General features: G+C 48.5%; 16 protein-coding genes and 1 pseudogene. 12 read left to right on the top strand and 5 right to left on the bottom strand.

Going from position 1 to position 22,415, the window contains the following annotated elements; all coding sequences use genetic code 11:
* Positions 1-16 precede the first annotated feature (16 nt).
* Together KDD30_RS20965 and KDD30_RS20960 are read left to right on the top strand one after the other, a co-directional pair.
* Entirely contained in the window at positions 17-1,369 is a 1,353-nt protein-coding gene (locus KDD30_RS20965; RefSeq protein ID WP_211650270.1) for an RHS repeat-associated core domain-containing protein, read from the top strand.
* Between the two features lie 65 nt (positions 1,370-1,434).
* Positions 1,435-2,355 carry an IS5 family transposase gene (locus tag KDD30_RS20960; protein WP_211646944.1) on the top strand — a complete coding sequence of 307 codons (921 nt, stop codon included), beginning with the start codon at positions 1,435-1,437 and terminating at the stop codon, positions 2,353-2,355.
* Positions 2,356-2,594: 239 nt separating this feature from the next.
* On the opposite strand, the gene KDD30_RS20955 is transcribed toward KDD30_RS20960, so the two are convergent.
* Positions 2,595-3,719, bottom strand: a complete 1,125-nt coding sequence (locus tag KDD30_RS20955) for an ISAs1 family transposase (protein WP_211650268.1) — start codon at positions 3,717-3,719, stop codon at positions 2,595-2,597.
* 107 nt (positions 3,720-3,826) lie between these two features.
* Here KDD30_RS20955 and KDD30_RS20950 point away from each other — a divergent pair.
* The 5 genes and pseudogenes from KDD30_RS20950 to KDD30_RS20930 all read left to right on the top strand — a co-directional run.
* Positions 3,827-4,633: pseudogene (locus KDD30_RS20950) on the top strand (IS3 family transposase); the annotation flags it as partial.
* A gap of 487 nt (positions 4,634-5,120) precedes the next feature.
* On the top strand, positions 5,121-8,414 hold the full coding sequence (locus KDD30_RS20945) for a CHAT domain-containing protein (RefSeq protein WP_211650266.1): 3,294 nt from the start codon (positions 5,121-5,123) through the stop codon (positions 8,412-8,414).
* Complete coding sequence (locus tag KDD30_RS20940) at positions 8,411-8,998, top strand: hypothetical protein (RefSeq protein WP_211650258.1); 588 nt, start codon at positions 8,411-8,413, stop codon at positions 8,996-8,998. The genes KDD30_RS20945 and KDD30_RS20940 overlap by 4 nt, the downstream gene beginning before the upstream one ends.
* A 407-nt stretch (positions 8,999-9,405) precedes the next feature.
* Positions 9,406-10,545 (top strand): S-type pyocin domain-containing protein, encoded by a 1,140-nt coding sequence (locus KDD30_RS20935; protein ID WP_211650256.1) that lies wholly within the window; start codon positions 9,406-9,408, stop codon positions 10,543-10,545.
* A gap of 67 nt (positions 10,546-10,612) precedes the next feature.
* Positions 10,613-11,710, top strand: coding sequence for an ISAs1 family transposase (locus tag KDD30_RS20930; RefSeq protein WP_211650254.1), 1,098 nt, complete (start codon positions 10,613-10,615; stop codon positions 11,708-11,710).
* Between the two features lie 463 nt (positions 11,711-12,173).
* Here KDD30_RS20930 and KDD30_RS20925 read toward each other — a convergent pair whose 3' ends face one another.
* Complete coding sequence (locus KDD30_RS20925) at positions 12,174-13,169, bottom strand: patatin-like phospholipase family protein (RefSeq protein ID WP_211650252.1); 996 nt, start codon at positions 13,167-13,169, stop codon at positions 12,174-12,176.
* Positions 13,170-13,869: 700 nt separating this feature from the next.
* Between KDD30_RS20925 and KDD30_RS20920 the strand changes: the two genes are divergently transcribed.
* On the top strand, positions 13,870-14,499 hold the full coding sequence (locus KDD30_RS20920; RefSeq protein ID WP_211650250.1) for a hypothetical protein: 630 nt from the start codon (positions 13,870-13,872) through the stop codon (positions 14,497-14,499).
* Positions 14,500-14,533: 34 nt separating this feature from the next.
* Complete coding sequence (locus KDD30_RS20915; protein WP_211650249.1) at positions 14,534-14,893, top strand: hypothetical protein; 360 nt, start codon at positions 14,534-14,536, stop codon at positions 14,891-14,893.
* A 102-nt stretch (positions 14,894-14,995) separates the two neighbouring features.
* Here KDD30_RS20915 and KDD30_RS20910 read toward each other — a convergent pair whose 3' ends face one another.
* Positions 14,996-15,181 (bottom strand): hypothetical protein, encoded by a 186-nt coding sequence (locus KDD30_RS20910; RefSeq protein WP_211650247.1) that lies wholly within the window; start codon positions 15,179-15,181, stop codon positions 14,996-14,998.
* Between the two features lie 209 nt (positions 15,182-15,390).
* Positions 15,391-16,500, bottom strand: coding sequence for a maltose/maltodextrin ABC transporter ATP-binding protein MalK (gene malK, locus KDD30_RS20905; protein WP_211650245.1), 1,110 nt, complete (start codon positions 16,498-16,500; stop codon positions 15,391-15,393).
* A gap of 603 nt (positions 16,501-17,103) precedes the next feature.
* On the opposite strand from malK, the gene malE reads away from it, so the two are divergent.
* From malE to malG, 3 genes are all read left to right on the top strand, one after another.
* Positions 17,104-18,285: a maltose/maltodextrin ABC transporter substrate-binding protein MalE gene (gene malE, locus KDD30_RS20900; protein ID WP_211650243.1), complete on the top strand. Its 1,182-nt coding sequence runs from the start codon at positions 17,104-17,106 to the stop codon at positions 18,283-18,285.
* Positions 18,286-18,391: 106 nt separating this feature from the next.
* Positions 18,392-19,933 (top strand): maltose ABC transporter permease MalF, encoded by a 1,542-nt coding sequence (gene malF / locus KDD30_RS20895; RefSeq protein WP_211651917.1) that lies wholly within the window; start codon positions 18,392-18,394, stop codon positions 19,931-19,933.
* Between the two features lie 10 nt (positions 19,934-19,943).
* On the top strand, positions 19,944-20,834 hold the full coding sequence (malG, locus tag KDD30_RS20890; RefSeq protein ID WP_211650235.1) for a maltose ABC transporter permease MalG: 891 nt from the start codon (positions 19,944-19,946) through the stop codon (positions 20,832-20,834).
* A gap of 336 nt (positions 20,835-21,170) precedes the next feature.
* Here the strand turns inward: malG and KDD30_RS20885 are convergent, their stop codons facing one another.
* A complete protein-coding gene (locus tag KDD30_RS20885; RefSeq protein ID WP_211650233.1) occupies positions 21,171-22,409 on the bottom strand; it encodes a GGDEF domain-containing protein in 1,239 nt (412 codons plus the stop codon).
* Positions 22,410-22,415: the final 6 nt, after the last annotated feature.

The following is a 22,415-nucleotide window of genomic DNA, read 5'->3' as shown; positions in this document are numbered from 1 at the left end:
TGGTCAGATCCAGAACATGACCACGCCGCAGGGGAGTTATTCGTTTACCTGGAATGCCAACGGGATGCTCACCCGCCAGCAAACACCGCACGGGCTGGTGCTAACCAATCAGTACGATGCATTAAACCGATTAACCTCACGGCAATACAATCAGGGCGCTTTCAGCAAAGACTGGCAGTATGCGTACAGTCTGTCGGGGCTGCTGGAAGGCATCACTCAGGATGGTGTGAATCAGACCTTTGCATACGATGCCAGCCAGCGTTTAGTGCAGGCGAACACTGTCACCGGAGCATATCAGTATCAATACGATGATTTAGGCAACCGGTTAGACTTCGGCGGTGTTTACAGCCCGGACGGCAAGTTGCTGGAAGATAATCAGTTCAGCTACGAATATGACCTGCGCGGTAATCTGAGCAAGAAAACCCGTAAAGACGGCAGCACCATCGAAACCTTCACCTATAACGACGCAGAACGTTTGGTTGGCTACCAGCGCGAGCGGGTGACCCGCGCAGATGCCGGAAATGGTGAAACGTCACTGCAATCCAGTATCGAAGTGACTGCTGCCTATACCTATGATCCTCTGGGACGCCGGATCAGCAAAACTGTGAATGGTGAACAAACGCAGTTTGACTGGCTGGGGAACACTTTACTCCGTGAAAACGGCCCTCAGGGTCAGAAAGATTATACCTACGGCGCCACAGGTTATGCCCCTGTCACGATTGATGCAGACGGACAAGTTGCAGATGTGCTGAGTGATCACCTGTCCGCCCCGGTCGGGCTGATTCAGGCACAAAACCTGATCTGGCAACAGGCGAGAAGCCCGTTTGGGAAAACAGGCGGCACAGCTCAGCCAGTCACCTTCAATATCGGTTTTCCGGGGCAATACCGGGATGCAGAGTCCGGCCTGAACTACAATTTCTACCGGGATTACGATCCGAATACTGGGCGGTACATTCAGCGGGATCCGATTGGGTTGGGTGGGGGATACAACCTGTACAGCTATGCCGGTGCAGACCCGCTGAACTATACAGATTCGACAGGGTTAATCATTGACACTGTCGCTGACTTCGGGTTTATTGGCTATGGTTTATATCGAATTTTAACCGACAATGTTCTTGGTGATTGTGGGAATTTAAGCAGTAACTTAACAGCGCTGAGTTTAGATGTCGCGGGATTAGCGATACCCGGCGTAACGGGATTGGGGGCTGCGAGCCGGGTTGCGAAGTATGGACTCACAAGAGCCCAAACTAAGATCGCGTTATCTACCGCCCAAGAGGCATATAAGGGAAGTACTCGTGTAGGCCATGCGTTGTCCAAACACGCTGGCAGAAATCCAGAAATTTGGGGAAAAACTGGCTTTGTTGACTAAATCAGCTTGAACTTTTCTTGCAGCTAGTGATCTGATCTTATAACGCTCACTGACTGATCACTTCCATGGACAAAAGCACTTACCGAACAGAAAACTGGAAAGAGTACAACCAAGCACTGATTAACCGCGGCTCGCTGACATTCTGGATCGACGAAGAAGCAATAAGCAGTTGGTTATGCTCTGAACATCACGGTAACCGTGGACGCGGCTATCAGTATTCAGACACAGCGATCATGACTGCGCTCATGGTGAAGCGACTATTCAATCTGTCACTTCGTGCTGTTCAAGGGTTCATGAACTCAGTGTTTTCTCTGATGAAAGTACCGCTAACATGCCCGAACTACAGCAGTATCAGCAAACGAGCGAAAACGGTCGATATCCCCATCAAAATGCCTGCTCGAGGTGAAATTCGTCATCTTGCCATTGACGCAACTGGCCTGAAGGTTTTCGGTGAAGGTGAATGGAAAATGAAAAAGCATGGCAAGGAGAAACGCCGTGTCTGGCGAAAACTCCATCTTGCAGTTGATGCGGATACCCATCAAGTCATCTGTGCAGAACTCTCGTTATTAACCGTCACTGATGGCGAAGTTATGCCAACGTTGCTCAACCAGACTTATCGTCAGATCAAATCGATATCAGGTGATGGTGCGTATGATACCAGGCTGTGCTACCAAGCGATTCAAAGGAAAAAGGCACAGCCCCTTATCCCGCCCAGAGCTGGAGCAGCCTACTGGGAGCACGGTCATCCCAGAAATGTTGCGGTTGCAAACCAGCGGATTCACGGTAGCAATGAACACTGGAAAAAGACCAGTGGTTACCATAGTCGCTCAATCTCTGAAACAGCGATGTCGAGATATAAACGATTACTTGGCTCGGCGCTAAGCCTGCGAGATTACAACGCTCAAGTCGGCGAAGCATATGCGGCCGTCCGAGCGTTGAACAAATTAACAGGGCTGGGTATGCCCAAAACACATAAAGTTAGATAAATTATGATTTATTTGGGATAGATCTGTTTGTTATCCGATTTGATCAACAAAGCCTTGGTCATCATATATCTCCTTCATCAGCCCTACATTCAGCATAAGAAGTTCGGGGGGAGCAGACCATCCCATTAGGCTACAGCTCTTTTGATGGCGGACGAGATAGAACGTATTCGCTGATAGACCAGTTAAGAGAGCAAGAGCCAGTTGAATTGGTCTGCACCGCAGGGCGAGAGCACGTATGCTCAGTTTTTATCCAAACCTTGGATTCCCGCCAATATTACTTGCTCCAAATAGGCAATATTCATGGCAGCTATTTTTTGCTTGCGCCTGATGCTCGCCTTTTTGCTTGTTTCTAATCGAAGCATGTTAAGCGCCATGTGACGCACACCAGCCAGGAGTTCGGCGGCATTGCCACGATAGATTTGGCAAGCATCTCCCTTCATCGTGACATCAAGCACCCAGTGCAACCGATTTTCGATTTCCCAGTGACCTCGGACTGCATCGGCAAAACGTTCGGGGGTGAGCACCGCAGAGCTAATGTAGTAGCGGTACTCCAGCGATTCTTTCCCTGCTGAGTCAATACGATAGCCAATAGCAACACCGACGCTTTGAAGCCCTTTCCAATCAGGGAAATCTGTCGTCAACTCCTGCGCTGGCATGACGTGGTATTCGCGCGCTTCAATACGCCCATGTCCGCGCTCGATGTCACACGCTGGGCTTTTTTCGAGCAATGGTGCCAACGCTTTTTGTACTGCTTTAGCCAGGCTTTTTTGGTTGCCTTTGACTGCTAATAGGTAATCGCCACCTTGCTCAACTATCTGCTTGGCGATATCGGTTTGACAGCCCATCGCATCGATAGAGACAAGACAACCTTTGATATCTAACAGCTTGAGCAGCTCAGGGATGGCGGTGATTTCATTGGACTTATCTTGGGTTTTAACTTGTCCCATGACAACGCCGTTGGCTGTCGCAAAAGCACTGACCATGTGGAGCGTTGATTGCCGATCTTCTCGGTTATAGGAGCTGCGTAACACCTTGCCGTCAATAGCAATAAGCTCGCCATTCGAATGGACGTTGGCTGCCTGCATCCATTTTAAAAAGCAGTCTTGAAACTGGTCAGGCTCAATGGAAGAAACAACCCTGGCAATCGTGTCATGGACAGGGATGCCCTGGCGAAAAAGTCCTTTGTCCTGTAGCCAATTGAGGTGAGCTTCGCCAAAGTCTTCGATATCTTCCCAGCCCTCCATACCAGCAATGGTGGCGCATACGGTCAGAAACAAAATGTCGAACAGTGGGTACGATATTTTTGCTGACTGCCGTGGGTCTTGAATCACTGAAAAGAATTGAGAAAAAGCATCGATATGCATCAGGAACTCCCGTAAAAAGGGGAGTATATGATCACAGCCAGCCTTGATCGTCAAACTGATCTATTTTGTTCAAAAAACGTTCGTGATCTTGCCCTGGGGGGACCGTTTTCGGCATCTCACCCTCAAGTTATTATGAGTACCGACAACGCCACCGTGATATAGACGCTGAACGCGTTGAATTGCGCAGCGAGGTCAAACGACTTTTTACAGTGAGTCGAGGCTCCGCGGGAAGTCGCTCATTTGTGATGATGATGCGTGATAAAGGCTATAGTATCGGCCGATTTAAAGTTCGGCGGCTGATGCAGGAAGCCGGACTTACCAGTAAACAACCCGGTGCACACAAATATAAGCAGGCTGCTCATGAACGGCCAGATATCCCGAATCACCTGAACCGAGAGTTCGATGTTAGTGCGCCAAATCAGGTCTGGTGCGGAGACATCACCTACATCTGGGCGGGCTCAAAATGGTGTTATCTAGCTGTTGTTCTCGACCTATATACTCGATGTGTTGTGGGTTGGGCGCTATCTGAACATCCCGATGCTGCGCTGGTTGTGAGCGCATTGGACAGAGCTTATGAGCTACGAGGGAAACCCAAAGGTGTTCTCTTTCACTCAGATCAAGGTTCCCAATATGGCAGTCGGAACTTTCGCCAACGGCTGTGGCGTTATCGAATAAGCCAAAGTATGAGCCGCAGGGGAAATTGCTGGGATAACGCGCCAATGGAGCGCTTATTTCGAAGTCTGAAAACGGAATGGGTTCCGGCTATGGGATACATGACAAAGGCCGATGCATCGAGAGATATCAGCCATTACCTGATGGGCTATTACAACTGGGAACGGCCTCATAAACACAACGGAGGCATTCCACCGGACAAAGCTGAGAATCAAACTAATTTACTGTCCGGAAATGGTTGACCACTACATACCACGGAGGTCTTAGAAGTGCTGCAACAAGGAACAGGCTATTGTACTAGTATTCACTAAAGTTAAGATTATCTATTGAGGTGTGCACTAGATACTCATTAATTACATATCCTGAACTCTCCATAAAAAGCTTAGGGCGTCACTGGGGTAAGCCTAGGAGACAGCCATACCTGATAAGAGCGATCCCTACCGTAACAGGAGTCCATTAATGACAGGCATTTGTCCTAATTGCGGAAAGCCATTGAAGGTGCTTGCCACCGATGTGGTTGGCATATATGAGTTACGTGACTCACAGATGACTTCCCTTTTACAACTCTTTGGAGGTGAGATTGACTATGTACAGTGCACATGTGGACACCGACTAACCGTAGAGCCCGTCGTCATATTTCATTGTTCCGACCCGCCAGCTAGATTAATTGCCACTAATTCAACAGACCTTAGAGCTTTAGAAGCAGCTAACCGCTTCTCAAAACCTCCCATGGCTGCAGAGCTCGAGACATTCACATCGCTCGACGCATTGCGATCGGCTATTAAGAAACGCATCCTAGCAAAAGAACCATTTATCAATGCTCTATTTAGTGCAGTAGCTAGCGGTACCATTGCTGGTCTCCTCACTACCCAGTGGCGACATGTCACACCATTTTTGCTCAATGCTGGATGGTTTATTGCGAACCAAGGCTTTAAAGGCACCAAAATCTATTCTGACGTTACGGCGAATTCTGCCGAATTAACCGCTGAGCTAATTCGACGACTTTCTTTAATACAAACCCTGTCGTGGTTTGCACTACGAGAATCTTGGGCATCGGAAAATGAAGAAGGAAGAAATTTCGAGAATGACCTGAGTCGTTACATTTCGTCAGATATGATCTTGCCAAACGCAGTTGATACTTTTATTCAATTCGTCACTAGTCATACAGACGAAGGAGATGTTATCACAAAATATTGCAGACAAGCTGTTACGGCGAGCGTTTGCGATGCCGCTCAAGTCGAAAATCCTCACCGTTCACGATGGGCAGGAGCCTTCTTTGACTTTGAGCTACTTGTTCAGTGTGCAAGCAACTCTGATGCATCTCTCGACCAACTCCGCGCTAGACAAGTTTCTACAGACCGCGCACGTTCTACGATCACGTATGAAGACGCATGGAAGAACGTATCGGCGCGTCTTGCCTCCAAGGACCCGACTTGGCCGCAGATTCTCGGAGCAGTGGCCAAACGGTGCGGTTATCCAGATGTTATTTCAGACGCAACCAACCACGGTATACGTGTCCATGTTGACGGCCCCCTTAGCCAGAGTTCTTCCGTAAAGGACATACTGGATGTGCTGAAGGAAGTAGCCTTGGATCCGGAGAAGCGACACAATTTTATTCTGGTTCTAGAGCATTTCCTGCACAAGTTGGTCGCAGAATCCAAAGTCGACGACTTGGTAAGTCTTAGTCAGGAGTTGACACAACTTGTTGTTGGTTCTGACTCCGCTAAAGCAAATCTGTATGCCACTCTTGGAGAGTGCTTTAAAAACCTCCGAACGCCACATCCATTCCTCGCGTTGATCGGCTCGACCCATGCGCCGTGGGAAGAAACGTTGGATCCCAATGATCGCGCGCCATTGTGGAACGAGCGTGCGAATGCACTTCGCCTAACCGGACAGACCGCCGAAGCGTTGTGGTGGATTGATGAAATCCTTCGGGTTGACGGTGACTCGTTGCCGCCTAAGTTGTTTCGAGTTGCGTTGCTTAATCGAGCTATCCTTCTCCGCGAAATCGGGGCAGCCGACTCGGCTCACGCTGCGCTTTTGATGCTATCGGAAGACGTCGAGAATCCGGCGGAGAAAATACAAATTCTAATATCTCTAGGCGTTACGAAGCTCTCCCTAGGATGGTATGAGGACGCGCGGGCCGTACTTGAAGAGGCGCGCCAGCACGCGACTCCTCCATGGGATTCATCCGCGCTTCATATCGTGGCACTTCTCGCTATGGTATCCGCGCTCACTGGTGATGTCGAAGGAGCTGTTGATTCAATCCTGGGGTACTCCTCGAGCCGCGAATCCGAAAGTAATTCCGAAAGCAATGATGTTTGGCAAAACAGAATGTCGCAAGCAGAGGTCGACTACGAAACTGTCGTTGTTGCGTCCGTACTGGGAATGGTTGCCAAAGTTGCGGACAGGCAGGCTCCTAAACTGGCGCCTGTGTTCGACGAAATCGTTCCCAACCTTTGCGATGTGAGGCAGCGCGCCGAAGCTCGCGGAGACGTGCCTCTTGTTCTCGACGTACTTCGTGTTGAGGCAAGCCTCACGGACTACGATTCTTCCGACCGCTTCGAGTGCGCCTGGAAAGCTTGCTACGAGGCTCATGAAAAACATGATAAGTCGCAAGTGGCCGAGGTTTTAATAGCGCTCGCACATGCAGCTTACGGTCGAGGCGCCGTTCCTGAGGCAAGAGAGAAACTGATGGCTGTACCTACGGCCCTGGCTAATGAGTTTGGTGGTGCCATTGATCTCGGCACTACTGTGCTCGGTCCCCGCCGTCTGGAGTATCAACTTAACGAACTCGTGCGTCTTGTGAGATCGAAATACGGTCTGGCGTCTTCCTGCGAGGACATCCGGCTTATTGCCGAACTTAAGCGAAATGCCGTAACGCACGCAATGCAGAGACGACGAGCAGTTGAACAGGGTGGGAGGCAGCAAATATTTCTCAACCAAATCGAAGATGCACTCGCTCAGTTATCTGCATCTAGTGGGCCTTTAGCAGTTTTAGAATGGATAGACGATGGTGAATCTACCTCGCATCTGCTTACAGCGACAGCAAAGGACGGAACAATACATTCTAAATGGTTGGCCGCCCCATGTGTCGATGATGCCGAGGTGGGTCGACGTCTTGAGCAAAGGCTCAGCAACTGGCGTCCAAGTCGCAATGGAGATCCTTTCGATATCGAAGGTTGGCGCTTACTCGAAGAGTGGCTCAATGAGTCGCTAAGCGAGGCGATCAGCGACGAACACCATGTTGTTATTATCGACAGTCGCGGCTCTCAATCTCTGCCATGGCATGTTGCCATCGCACCGTCGAGGTCAGTTTCCTACGCTTCCAGTTGGACGGAACTTATTAGGCTATCTAACTCGAGGAACAAGCCTGTTACCTGGTCAATTGGTGTTGCCCTCGTTCCTCGCTTTCGGGAGTCGCTGACCATTATCTCGGCATTTGAGGAATCCGTTAGACGTAGCGAAACTTACGCAATCGCAAACGATATTGGGTTTCGAAATTGTACGGGTGTTGAGTGCGACAGAAGTGCGTTTTCTGACCTTTTGGCGGGCTGTACAGTAGGGAAGATTCTCTGTCATGGGTACATTGATAGGAAGCTTGGGGAAGTCGCCTTTATGCTTTCGCACAATGGTGCGCTACCGCTAGCTGATTCAGTGGCGGCGGGCGGCCACGGTTTCGAAGGTCATCGAATGAGTTGGCGCGCATGCCAGGTCTTAGTTAATGTTCCTCGAGTATTGTTTTCGATAGCGTGCTCAACCGGAGTTAGCCACACCGTTGGTTTAGGTGATCGCCTCGGTCTTCTGAATGCCTTTCGTTGGGGTGGCGGACAAGCATTAGTCGCTCCACGATGGGATGTCATCGTGCCGTTAGTCTTACCAATCATGGATGCGGCATTTGAGGAGTACCTGCAAGGCAACCACTCGCTTGCCGAGGCGGTTCGACATGCTTGTCTGGCTGCTGTCAATTCGCAGCCACGTTGGGTATCGTGGGCTCTATCTATAGAAGGGGATTGGAGATGAGCAAATCATTGGCGGAATTATTGAGCGAAAAATCTGCAGACGATGACACCTTACAGCAAGCGATGCGCTACGTCGTTGCGGAGAAAACGGACTACCTTACACCCCAGGAGATGCGGCAGTGTCTCGTGGATCTCGTAGGCAACGAGAACTCCATCGTCGAGTGTCTTCGAATGTTGGAACGTAGCCCGGATACGATTTCGGAGGCTTCTCTCGTTGTGCTGTCTACAGCATGGCAGGAGCCAGAACAGAGAGAAGCCGTCGTTGGCTCTGTTGAAGACGCAAAGAAAAAGGCTCCGGTTATCGAGGTAGGCATTCTCGCTATAGTCGCCATGTATGGCATGTACTTGTACACAACCGGTGGTGTCAAGACCAAAGTGATAACTCGCAAATTAGGCGAAGATGGCTCGGAGGAATATACGGAGCGAACGGAGTATTGGGGACCAAGTGGCCCCTTTCCAAAGTTGTTCAGCTCTTCGCCGGGATCGGTTCCAGTGCCACTGATTCGAACCCAGATTAATTTATACGAGTTTTGGGCGGAGGGGCTGTCTGCTGAATTGGCCAGTTGGACTCCGCACTTTGAATAGGCCCACTCTAGTGCTTAATCGGTGAAATCAGGTTTGTTGTCCAGGATTTTAGGAATACGGCTGACTCGAATTAACGTACTTTGTTTGACTCGCCGTTTGTCGGCAACGTGCGCGCCGCCCAACAAGGTGCTGCTGATCTCCGACGTTACTCTGAAGTTAAACTAATGCCATCTAGCACAATAGAACAATAACTATAGCGCGTTTCTGTCCAGAATCGTGTTGAGCATTTCCAAAGATATGGGAATAGCTTCGTCGTAGTGACGATATGAAAGAAAAAATCTTACACACTCTGGAACAGATGTTAAGCGAAGGGAAGGTTATGTCACCTTATGCTTCATTTTTATGTCATCTTATGGTGAAAATGGTCCGATAAGCCTCTGATATGATGTTCGTGTTTATGTCAGCTTATGGTGAAAACAACAATTCCGGTGGTCCGCATCAAATCGCTTGTCTCGCCTGTATTTGCCAAGTCGTGCAAACTGCCGCAAGGCAGTACAGAGGCAGGCTCAGCACCTGAGCCCATCACCAATTTCGGGCCGTTTTCATGGTTTTTCAGCTCGGCGCATGCCGCTGTGCCGGTTGCCCCGCCAGTGCCACCACCCACTTTGGGGGCAGGAGCAGGGGGCGTTGGGGCGGCAGGGCAGGCGAACAAAGATGCCGCAGCCGCGATGACCCGGCTGGCCGGGAAACTCGACAGTGCACTGGATGAATACACCTTGCTTGCATTGGGCGGCATTGCCTCCCTGCTCCTGATCCATCAGAAAATCTGGCACAGCGACGATACCCAGCACACGGAGGAGGAATTGCGCAATCTGGAAACTGTGCAAAGCCGCATCCGTATCAGCCTGACCGACCCGGCACCCGGTGAGCTGTACCCGAACGTTCACGCATGGCACATGAACTTCGTCAGTATTCCGGTGCTTCAGGTGAGGTTTGACGAGAGCAATCAAAGCTACTCCGTCGCCCTTGAGAAAGACGGGCCGCATCTCATCTGGCTCCCGGCGGAAACAGGGGATCCCGAGTGGCAACTGACGCCGGGCCAAGCCGATGGTTTTGAGCAGAAAGATATTCACCCCACACCGGTTTCGGATGAGTGGTTTCCAACGGTGGAAACCTATCCGGCCAATGCGGAAACGCACTGGAGTGACTTTGTGCTGGTGTTCCCGCAGGACTCGGGGATTGCGCCGATTTATATCGTATACTGGGAAAATCAGCCTAGGGGCAAGGATGGTCGCTGGGGATCCAGTGGTGAGCCGAAGCCGACACTGCAACGCACGTCACTGCGTGCCGAAACCAAGTGCCAGATTGAAGCAGCACAAGATAAAGATATTAACGGCAACTTTCTTGATGAAGATGAGAATGTCATTGAAAACTGGCACTACGGCCACAAATCCGGCTTAGAAAACCGCCGTATCTTGCGTGTAGCTGAAGAGATGGGCATGACCCAGGAAGAGCTGAATGATTTTGTGAACTCCCGCCCAGATTACTTCCAGATTGAGGATGCCGTGCGCAACTGGAGTCATCAGGGCCGGATCATACTTTGTTAAGGAAGCAGGGAACTTATTGATTTAGCAGTGTTCTGATCCCATATACTACGCTAAATCGACAAACCACATGTCCCTATTTGACCATCTGAGCATCATCGAAGACACCCGTTCCCGTATCAATCGCCAGCATGACCTGGTCGATATCATGTTCCTTGTCATGGCAGCCGTCGCTTCCGGATGCGAGGGTTGGCTAGAGATTGAAGCTTTCGGTCATGATCACATCAACTGGCTCCGTAAGTACCGACGTTTCGAAAACGGCATTCCAACACGGCACTCCATCGCACGTATTATTAAGGCGGTGCATGTGGAAAGCCTGGTGCTAGCGCTGTTCAGTTGGGTGAACGCCCTGCGGGAGCAGACTGGTCGGCCCGTGATCGCCATTGACGGTAAAACACTGCGTGGCGCGGTCAATCAGAATGGCAGAGAAAAAGCGCTACACATGGTAACGGCCTTCGATACTGAACAAGGAGTTGTGCTGTATCAGCAACCGACCTCTACCAAGGGTAGTGAAGTCGCCACCGTACGCGACATGCTGACGATGCTTGATGTCAAAGACAGCATTCTGACCTTCGATGCGCTGCATTGTAACCAGGAAACGCTGAGACAAATTCAGCAGCGCAAGGGCGACTATGTTGTCCAGGTAAAAGGCAACCAACCCAAGCTGAAAGAGGCCATTGAAGCAGCCTTCATGCCTCACTGGGACGAGGCTGAAAACCTGCCTCAGCAAGAGGAAAGAACGAAGGGACATGGGCGCTCAGAACATCGAACCTTGTTTCAACTACCAGCGCAACTGTCTAAAGAATTGACCAAGAAGTGGCCGTCAGCCAAGAGTTTTATCGCTATCGAGCGAGAAAGGCGGAACAAGGGCAAGACAACCATCGATACACACTTCTATATTAGTTCGCTAGACGTTGACCCTAAGCTCGCCTTTCGCAGCGTACGCCAGCATTGGTACACGGAGAATCAGCAACACTGGGTGTTGGATGTGGTATTCCGCGAAGACCTGAACCAGATTGGTGACCGGGAAGCAGCAGAGCGCATGGCGTTGTTCAGGCGTATTATACTTAATCTGGCTCAGCAACATCCGGCAAAATCGAGTAAGAAACTGAAGATAAAGCGGGCGGGCTGGAGCGACGATTTTAGGTCAGAGCTGTTCTTTGGTTAATGGAATTAACAAAGTAAAATCCGGCCCTGGTGCAATGGTTGTCACCAACGCACTTGAAACAATTGCTATGGAGCTCCAACAAGTTGGAGGATAATAATAAGTTGCAGCCAATGCGACACTGACCGTAGTGACAAAAGAGAGCCAGATTTTGACATGTTGAAAGAACAGGTATCGTTTCCGATGGTACATTTTGTTTTCGTGCATCCACCGGATCTTTTGCTCTATATCTACTTGAAACTTAGTCGCCAATTCACGAGAAATACCGTCAAGATTTTCAATCACAGCAAGGCGACTAAGAAAGGTTTCTTTATTATTCTTTAAGTAACCTCTCTTAAGCTACCCTGAGGACGACGTCCAATCGAATATGTAAATTTATCCCAAAGGTTTTTGATCATTTTCAGGCTCTACTTAATTTACAAATTACATTGGATAAAGGATTATAATACCATCTTAAATATAAGAGTTAGGTTGGTTTCTTGGTAAGTGGGTCAATGCTGTCAAGCGATCGGTTGAGAGATTTACCTAACAATAATTTAATTGCATCATTACCATAAATATTAAACCACCAATCACCCATTTTTTTAAGCTTATCAATGTTAGCTTTTGATATATCGTCCATTGCATCGTCTGGTGGATTAGGCATTGTCTCTTTACTCATATCAGAATTTACATGTATGTAATTTCCATCTTTGAGTAATGTTCTTGCTTGGTAAGAAACAATTTTTTCGTCTCTAAGCAAGTCAATTATATTGCCTTTTGTAAACCACCCCAAGGCCCCCCACTTTCTTGATTCAGGCCCATTGATTTTTCGAGTTCTAAAACCTGTCCCAACTGAAAGTACAAGTAGCTCACTAATAGGTGTCTCTTGCCATGCTCTCAAGGCTTCAACGATTGCACACATTGTAGGATTGTTGGTTGTAACCCCTCCATCAACATACCAGTGGCCATTTAGGCTTTTGGTAGGAAAGTATGTAGGCCCAGCACTGGATGCATCTGCAATGTCTGAAGATAACTTTCTTCGGTTTTCTTTATTTGTTGATTTAAAAACAACAGGTGTTCTTTTTTCTACATCATAAGTGACTGCGAGCACATGTTTGCCATCAGGAACATCTTGAATCCGTGCAGTACCAAATTTTCCGGAGAGAACTTTCGTCTTACCGTACCCTTCATATCTTGGTGCATTAATACCATCAAACTCGAAAAATCCCTTATTCTCTTTAAATATTTTTTTTGCGGTAGTGACATTATACAGCTCGTTTATCTCGGACATAGAAAGGTTCGTCGTTGCTAAAGCTAAAGCAATGATTGAGCCAGTACTAGTTCCAGCATAAAAATCTACGCAATCACGTATTGATTTATTATGTTCATTCATTAAAGATTCTTCAATTCGAGCCAAAAATTGGGTAGTTGCAGCGCCTCTCACTCCACCACCATGGCACGCTAGAATAATTTTAGACATGTTCATTCCTTAACTTTTATTTTGAGGGTTAAATTTTTTATCCTATATGTATAGGTAATCATGTTTCCCGTGTATGTTTAAATCATGAGAATGATCATTACAAAATTTCAAAGTTCACTAAGATAAATGCAGGCATAAGGATAGAGCGACTTTGAATTTATAGAGAAAAACTTACTCAAGGGAATTAGAGAAAAAATAGTGAATATCTCACTCATATCGGAAGGGAACACAGATTAACACCGAAGGCCAAATCAGTTACAGATAGCAACCCAGGGGAACAGCAGAGCAGCCACTGAACTGGCTTGATGATGCTTCTATCGACAGCTGGTACAACGCAGTGAACCAAGGTGGTTGTGACAGAGGCTTTGAGTATTTGGTGTCGACTTATCAAGTTTTGTCTTTGAGTCATACTTTCCTATGGAGTTTCCCGGCGATACGCAATTACAACGCATTTTTTATTGGGTGTTTCCATGTTTCATCAAAAGAAAAGAAGAAAACTACAAACTTGTTACACTGTTTCAGATAGAGCAAATCCTCAAGACTCAGCTATGGCATGACTGTGCACTGATTACATCGGGATAGGTACTCAAATAAATAAGATGGTCAGGTTAGGTCAGCTTGATTATTGAAAGTCGTGATTCGATGATTCTGTATGTCGTTGAGTGTCTGAGGCGAACCAGTATGGAGGATTGATTCAGAGATGGAAAAGTTTAACACAGGCAATGATGTGAAACTGATGAATATCGATCTGTCACACGGGAGAAAGTATATCCGTGATTATTTGGATGGACGGAATGGATTTCAAAAGAAGTTAATTGAAACGATTAGAAATAGACGATTTAATTGTAAGGTCATTGTCCCAGATAATTATCATATGACTCACCAGATTAACCTGAATTGTGGTGGTGTATTCAGTCAGAACCACAAAGAAAATCAACATGAATCTGGCGTTGTGAAAGTCGTTGATTCAAGTCTCTGGTTATCCTGTTTTATAAAAGAGTTACTCAAAGAAGAACATTTAAGCTGCCTCTTTGATGATGTGATGGCAAATGGGAGTGAGTTCATGCATGGTCATTCCCATGGCTTTATTTTCCATGACGTCGCTTATCATTTTGTCAGTCAATCTATGATTGATTCTGAAAAAGATTTACTGTCGTTAATTTATGCCACCAAACTCAGTTGGCATTTCTTATGTGTGCTGTTCGATGCTGAGGTTGATTGTATCGACGATATTGACCGTTTTATTTCTGAGGTTCTGGACAACATTCAAGTGCTCATTCTTGGGATCTTCGATGGCGAAAGCTATTTAGTGATGCGTGTAGACGATTGAATGGGAACGTGGATTCTGAATCTGGGGGTTATCAATGAATGAGACTTGGCGGTTACCTGATTTACATGATTGGGAAATCAGCACAATACACGTTGATCCCTATCTGAGAATTGTCGATCTCTCTCTGAGAGATCCGAACCAAGGTCAGGCATTGATGTGCCATCTGAGTGGTGTCAAACAATATCATGGTTCTGGCATGATGCTTCAGAATGTCATTCTTGATGCCTGCATATTCAACGAGGAAACGCCCTCAGACGACTTAAATTACTGTAAAAAGAAGCTCGGTATCTCTGTGTTTGACATTGATTGTTTCATTTTATACATCGTGCCGTCTGTTGGCATGGAGATAATTTGTTATTTTCAAACCTTAGAGATTGATTTTAACAATCCGTAAACTTTCTGTTCAACGAGGGGAGCTGGAAGCGATGACCTCATCAAGACGACTGAAATCTCAGCCCGGCAGTTGTGCCGGACTGAAGTAATGAAGTTTGAGGGGTTATTCCCCATCATCGGGATAGAATCGACCTTCCGGTGAGTATGGCTCTCTGTCATCCACGATACTCTGGTGACCCCGAATTTCTTTCAATTGGTTCTCCAGCATCCTGACCTGCTGATAGTCCCCTTCCTGATAAGCAGCAGTGAGGCGTTGTTCGATGTCTTCAATGCGTTCTCTGATACTCATTGTGACCTCCGACTCATGAACAGTGTCGCAATCAGTGTCAGGCGGCGTCTTCCTGACACATCCCCACTACCAATCTTAATGTAAATTAGCGGCCTTGTTCATTCCGATCGGTTTGAAAGAGGCGGGGTCTTTATAATCTGCAGATATGAAAACGGGTACCTTGAAGGATACCCGTGACTTTCTGTGGCTGATTGGCATTGTCGATGGGATCAGACCCCTTTTTCCCGATACAAGCGACGACAGGCTTGGCCGTCACGATGGAACAGGTGACAGCGATATGCCGGAATGCCGACACGCAGTGTTTCGCCGGATTCGACATCCAGAATATCCGGCTGACGATAGATAAAGTCGGCATCAACACCTTTCAGATTGAGATAGACCTGCGTTTCATGCCCTAGTTTTTCAACCACCTGAATCTTACCTTCAACAACTGCGTCGCCTTCTTCTGCCGTCGTCAGGTGCTCCGGTCGAATGCCGAGCGACATCCGATCGCCTCGGGTCACTGAGCTGCCGTCGACAGGAATCCAGAAGGCTGTACCGTTGGCCAGTTGAACCATCACGCGTTCATCTTCTACCTGCTCGACGAATACACTGATGAAGTTCATTTTCGGTGAGCCGATAAATCCGGCAACGAAGCGGTTTTCCGGGTAGTGGTACAGCTCCAGTGGCTTTCCAACCTGAGAAACGGCGCCACCATCAAGAACCACAATCTTGTTTGCCATCGTCATGGCTTCGACCTGATCGTGCGTCACGTAGATCATGGTGCTGCCCAGTTGCTTGTGCAGTTTGGCGATTTCGATTCGCATCTGGACACGCAGTGCAGCATCCAGGTTTGACAGTGGTTCATCCAGCAGGAAAACTTTAGGCTGTGCGACCAGTGTCCGCCCAATGGCGACACGCTGGCGCTGTCCGCCAGACAATGCTTTCGGTTTCCGCTCCAGTAAGTGGCCGAGCTGAAGAATATCAGCAGCGTGCGCCACACGTTTACGTGTTTCCTCTTTATCAGCGCGGGCCAGCTTCATCCCGAATGACATGTTATCGAACAGATTCAGGTGCGGGTACAGCGCGTAGGATTGGAAGACCATCCCCACACCACGTTGAGCGGGAGGAATGTCATTCATGCGTTGTTCGCCGATGTACAAATCGCCTGAAGTGATCTCTTCAAGGCCTGCAATACAACGGAGCAGTGTGGATTTACCACAGCCTGACGGGCCAACGAAGACGACAAATTCGCCTTCAGCAATGTCCAGGTCGACATTTTTCGAAATCAGGTTTTCGCCATATGCTTTACAGACATTACGTAAAGTGACACTTGCCATCCGGCTTCCCTCTATCAGTTGTTTCCAGCCCGCTTCAGGCGGATTGCCTGCAAGCGAACTGCTCAAAGTCGGTGAAGAAAAAACAGGGTAGCGCCCAAAAGTACAGCGGCAGTTGAACGGCAGCTACCCATGATCAACAGGAGAGACTTCCCCAAGCAATCCTGTTCAGTGCGATGCCAAGTGGCGGGCATCTAAGCTGCAATGTGCAGCAACAGTCAACAATACAGCAGCAGTGATCCTGCTGAACAAGCTCAAGCCTCGTTGAGGGTCGTTGAATTGTGTATGAGCCACTTGCTGATAACATCCTCCTTACAGCATTCTTCTCAGGGGATGAGAGGGGGAGGAGTATTTGGATCACACTTTACGGCCTGTTGTACTGCCAGATGAAATCATTGCAAGTACTATGTGCGCCCCATCACGAATAGATGCGTTTTTTAGAAGTGGGTCACTGATGCTGATGACGTTGATCACGCTTTTTATACACAGTGGTGGGGGCGTAGCGCTTAGGATGATGCCTCATCAGAATGACTCAGAGATGATAGAGGCTGGATAATGTGTTGCCTGTTCAAAACTGCAACGATAACCATCTGGAAGGATATAACAATGAAGAAAGTCCTCAGTACTGTCGCACTCTGTACCCTTGCCGCTCTTGGTTCTGTCTCTGCCCACGCAGCGATTGAAGAAGGGCAACTGACCATCTGGATCAATGGTGATAAAGGCTATAACGGCCTGGCCGAAGTGGGTCAACGATTTGAAGCCGACACTGGCATCAAAGTGACGGTCGAACACCCGGACAAGCTGGAAGAAAAATTTCCTCAACTGGCTTCAACCGGTGATGGCCCGGACATTGTGTTCTGGGCGCACGATCGTTTTGGCGGGTATGCGCAGGCGGGCCTGCTGACTGAAGTGAAGCCTTCAGATGCGTTTCGCAGTCAATTTGCTGATTTCACCTGGGATGCGGTTTCTTATAACGGCAAGTATGTCGGTTATCCGGTTGCGGTTGAAGCGTTGTCGTTGATTTACAATAAAGATCTGTTGCCAGAGCCACCGAAAAACTGGGAGGACGTCGCGGCTTTGGATGCCAAGCTGAAGCAACAGGGCAAGCGTGCTGTCATGTGGAATCTGCAGGAACCTTTCTTTACCTGGCCGCTGCTGGCTGCTGACGGTGGTTATGCCTTTAAATTCACCGCATCTGGTTATGATGCAAAAGATGTGGGTGTGAACAATGCAGGCGCCAAGCGTTCCATGACTTTTGTAAAAAGCCTGGTTGAGAAGGGTGTGATTGCCCCGGACGTTGACTACGCGATTGCAGAAGCGGGTTTCAACAAAGGCGAAGTTGCCATGACGATTAATGGTCCCTGGTCTTGGGCGAACATTGATAAAGCAGGCATCAATTATGGTGTCGCGTTACTGCCGAAACTCAATGGTAATCCGTCTAAACCTTTTGTCGGCGTTCTGACCGCAGGCATCAGCTCTGCATCACCAAACAAAGATCTGGCCGTGGAGTTTCTGGAGAACTATCTGCTGACCAACGATGGTCTGCGTAAAGTGAACAATGATACGCCGCTGGGCGCCGTTGCACTGAATTCATTCCAGGAAGAACTAAGTGCAGATGCGCGTATCTCTGCCACAATGGCGAACGCCATGAACGGTGAAGTAATGCCGAATATTCCGCAGATGTCGTCTTTCTGGTATGCCGAGAAAGCTGCAATCAATAACGTCGTGAACGGTCGCCAGTCTGTTGAAGAAGCACTGAATACGGTCGCAGACCGAATGACCAAGTAAACTGACCTATCGGAGCAGGCGTTCGTCTGCTCCTTCCTCTGACGTACTGCGAGGAAAGCGCATGCAGCCTCAACCTATTGCCGAAATCACGCTTGATGCGACTGATATGACTAAAACTTCTGAGAAAAAGCCCGCATTCAGAGCTGGATTGAAATGGGCCGCGCTGGGCGGGATCAGCATCCTGAATGGCTACGCGATCATCTTGATGTATGCGCGTGCTGAGTATGCTTTTGCGTTACTGACCCTGATCCTGACTTCGCTTGGCGTTTATGTGTTTGCCCGAAAGCGGACTTACGCGCACCGATATATTTTCCCCGGCGTGGCCGGGATGATTCTGTTCATCATCTTTCCGCTGGTGTATACCATAGGTCTGGCGTTTACGAACTACAGCGGTACGAATCAGCTGAGTTTTGAACGCGCTCAATCGGTGTTGATGGCACAACGGTTTCAATCCGGAGAAAGCTATCAGTTTTCACTCTACGGGCAGGACAACCTATATCAGCTGGCACTGGAAACCGATGAAGGCGTTTTTGTCAGTGATCCGGTTGATCTGACAACGCTGAGCGGTGCTGTATCACTTCGTCAGGCATCAATGCCATCCTCGCCGAAAGCACCGCTGAAAACTGTAATTCAGCATCGTCAGCAATTGAGTGAAGTGGCTGCAGTGTTACCGAACGGCGAACAATTGACCATGTCCGGACTGCGCAAGTTTGCCGCCAGTCAGCCGCTGTATGCGTTGCAGAGCGACGGGGAGACACTGATCAATCAAAAATCGCAGCAGGTCTATCAGCCGAATGCAGCCATTGGTTTTTATCAGGAAGTAGACAGTCAGGGACAGTTTATTGGTGAGCCAATGTCGCCTGGATTTGTTGTCAGCGCGGGCTGGGCGAACTTTACGCGAATTTTTACGGATCCCGGAATTCAGGGACCATTCCTGAGCATTTTTGTCTGGACGGTTTTATTTGCCGGGCTGACCGTGGTCTTCACACTGGCCGTCGGCGTTGTGCTCGCGCAGGTGGTGTCCTGGGAAGCCCTCAAAGGGCGGGGCTTGTACCGGGTGCTGTTAATCTTGCCTTATGCTGTCCCGGCATTTATTTCAATTCTGATTTTCAAAGGCTTATTTAACCAGAGTTTTGGTGAAATTAATCAGGTGCTGGAAGGTCTGTTTGGATTGAGTCCATCTTGGTTCACCGATCCGTTTCTGGCGAAATCCATGATTCTGATCGTCAACACCTGGCTGGGTTACCCTTACATGATGATTCTGGCGATGGGGCTGTTGAAAGCCATTCCGGATGATTTGTATGAAGCATCTGCAATGGATGGCGCAGGGCCGCTGGATAACTTCTTCCGCATCACTTTACCGATGCTGGTGAAACCGATGATCCCGCTGCTGATCGCTACGTTCGCATTTAACTTCAACAACTTTGTGTTGATTCAGCTGCTCACCAACGGTGCGCCTGACATGCTTGGAACCAGTGTTCCGGCAGGACATACCGACCTGTTGGTCAGTTATACCTACCGGATTGCATTTGAAGGCTCAGGCGGGCAAGACTTTGGTTTGGCGGGTGCAATCGCAACGATCATCTTTCTGCTGGTCGGTGGCTTGTCGCTGTTGAATATGAAATTTACCAAACTGGATGCTGAGTAAGGGGAAATCCATGGCAATGGTACAGCCAAAATCGTTGAAATACCGGGTATGGGCCACGCATATTGCAATGTGGTGTTTCCTTGGACTGATCATGTTACCGCTGTTAATGGTGATCGCGATTTCATTCCGGGAAGGGAATTATGCATCCGGAGAACTGATTCCGAGCGATCCGTCGCTTGAACACTGGAAACTGGCGTTGGGTATTGCGGTTGAGCATGCCGACGGGAGTAAAACTTTACCCCCGTTCCCGGTTCTGACCTGGCTTTGGAATTCAGTGAAAGTCGCAGGGCTAACGGCAATCGGAATTGTGGCTTTGTCCACAACCTGTGCTTATGCATTTGCGAGAATGAAGTTTGCCGGAAAAAGCCATATTCTGCGTGCTATGCTGATTTTACAGATGTTTCCGCCGGTGCTGGCACTGGTTGCACTGTATGCGTTGTTTGACCGTTTGGGGGCGTATGTTCCTTTCCTGGGGATGAACACGCATGGCGGTGTGATTTTTGCTTATATGGGCGGTATTGCGTTGCATGTGTGGACAATCAAAGGATATTTTGAATCTATTGACGGCTCTCTGGAAGAAGCCGCCGCCTTGGATGGGGCGACACCCTGGCAGGCCTTTCGACTGGTTTTATTGCCGCTTTCTGTACCTATCCTTGCTGTGGTGTTTATTCTTTCGTTCATTGCCGCAGTTACAGAAGTTCCTGTTGCATCGTTGTTATTGCGTGATGTAAATTCCTACACATTGGCTGTGGGAATGCAGCAATATCTGTATCCGCAAAACTACTTGTGGGGTGATTTTGCAGCCGCAGCCGTATTATCGGCGATGCCGATTACGATTGTGTTTTTGCTGGCGCAGAAATTCCTGGTCGGCGGTCTGACTGCCGGCGGGGTCAAGGGATAAAAATAACAAGAAGGCCCATGTTCACTTAGGGTGGGCCATCCCCGGAGATGAAGGTTTAACATTGGTTTGGCCGCCGATCTGTTAAATGTTTCTCTCAATCTATTGGCGTTGCATAGCTGGACTTGCTCTTTGTTTCAGACAAACCGCAGGTTGAATTGGTAACCAAAGCCCGGTGTGTGTTCACCGGGCTTTTTTATATGTGTTCAATCGCAAAACGTTGATCTGCCTGTCAGAGAAGGTGTTCTGGAAGTGAAGTACAGGGCCGGAAACAACAAAAGCCTTATCATTAATGAAAAGGCTTTTGTTGTGTTGGACAGAAAGCGGTCGCTGCTTGGATCAGGCGACCTGATTTCTTCCTTGTTGTTTCGCTTTATACAGTGCTTTATCAGCGACTTTCAGGACATTGGCGGTTCTTGAGTCTTCCTGACTGTCTGCCACACCGATACTGACTGTGATCTGCACGGTTTCATTTTTTCTCCGACTGCCGCGTTTGCGTTTCCCTTCCAAATCATCGAGTGGCCTGGACTCCACATCTCGGATATGCATCGGATAGTTTGCAATTGCTTCACGGAGTTCTTCCAGTGCTTCGATACACTGACTTTTACGCCGTCCCTTAAAGAGAATCGTAAACTCTTCGCCGCCATAGCGGTAAACATCGGCTTTAATGTTGATATTCAGTAAAAACTGAGCCACCAATCTCAGCACATCATCGCCGGTTTTATGGCCGTATTTATCGTTGAACTGCTTGAAGTGGTCCACATCCAGCATCGCCAGGGTATAAGTTCTGCCCAGATGCTTCAGCTCTGTCTCCATTGCCCGTCTGCCTGGAATGCCTGTCAGCGGATCAATAAAGGCAAGTTCATGCGAACAGGACATCAGATTGAGTAACAACAAACCAGACGCCACAGTAAAGGCGATACTCGATATATAGGGTTGCTGAAACTGAGTCAGTGTCAGCCCGGAAAAGAGTAAGCAAATAAAGGTGGCCTGATCATAGCCCTGATTTCGTTTCAGAATGATTGATGCACTGGCACAGGCCAGCGCAAGCAGCATGAGAATCAGGATTAAGGGCAGCGGCGAAAAATCTCCCAATGTATAAAAATAGGTTTGCCATACATTGGTGGTTTGATCCGGTTCCACATGTTTAATCAGCAGCCACCCCCAGGATAACTGAAGCCCGAGGATACCGAGATAGATCAGCCCAAACCGCGAAAACAGCCGCCTTTCCGGGATAAAGTGAAGCTGAAACAAGTTCAGAGGCAGCAGAATGGCCAGTAAAATGTAGGTTAATCCGGTTTTTGACTGGGCCAGCGGTGCCTGTAAATTCTGCTGAATCAAATAATAAGCAAGCAGCATCAGCATCGCGCTGATCCCTGTTTTACTCTGATTGAACGGCTGGCATAGCATCATGACCAGACTCAGGAGTATGTAGGGAAGCAGCAGCAACACTTCAACCTGATGTGACATCGAGGCCACAATATCACCGTGTACGGCGAAGGTACCCATAGCCAGAACTAAAGGCAGCGCGAAACGCATTTTAGCGTTTCTAAATACTGAAAATGAGAGTGTTTGCATTACAAT

Source organism: Photobacterium sp. GJ3 (assembly GCF_018199995.1).
GTDB lineage: Bacteria > Pseudomonadota > Gammaproteobacteria > Enterobacterales > Vibrionaceae > Photobacterium.
This window is presented reverse-complemented; position numbering and strand designations above follow the sequence as displayed.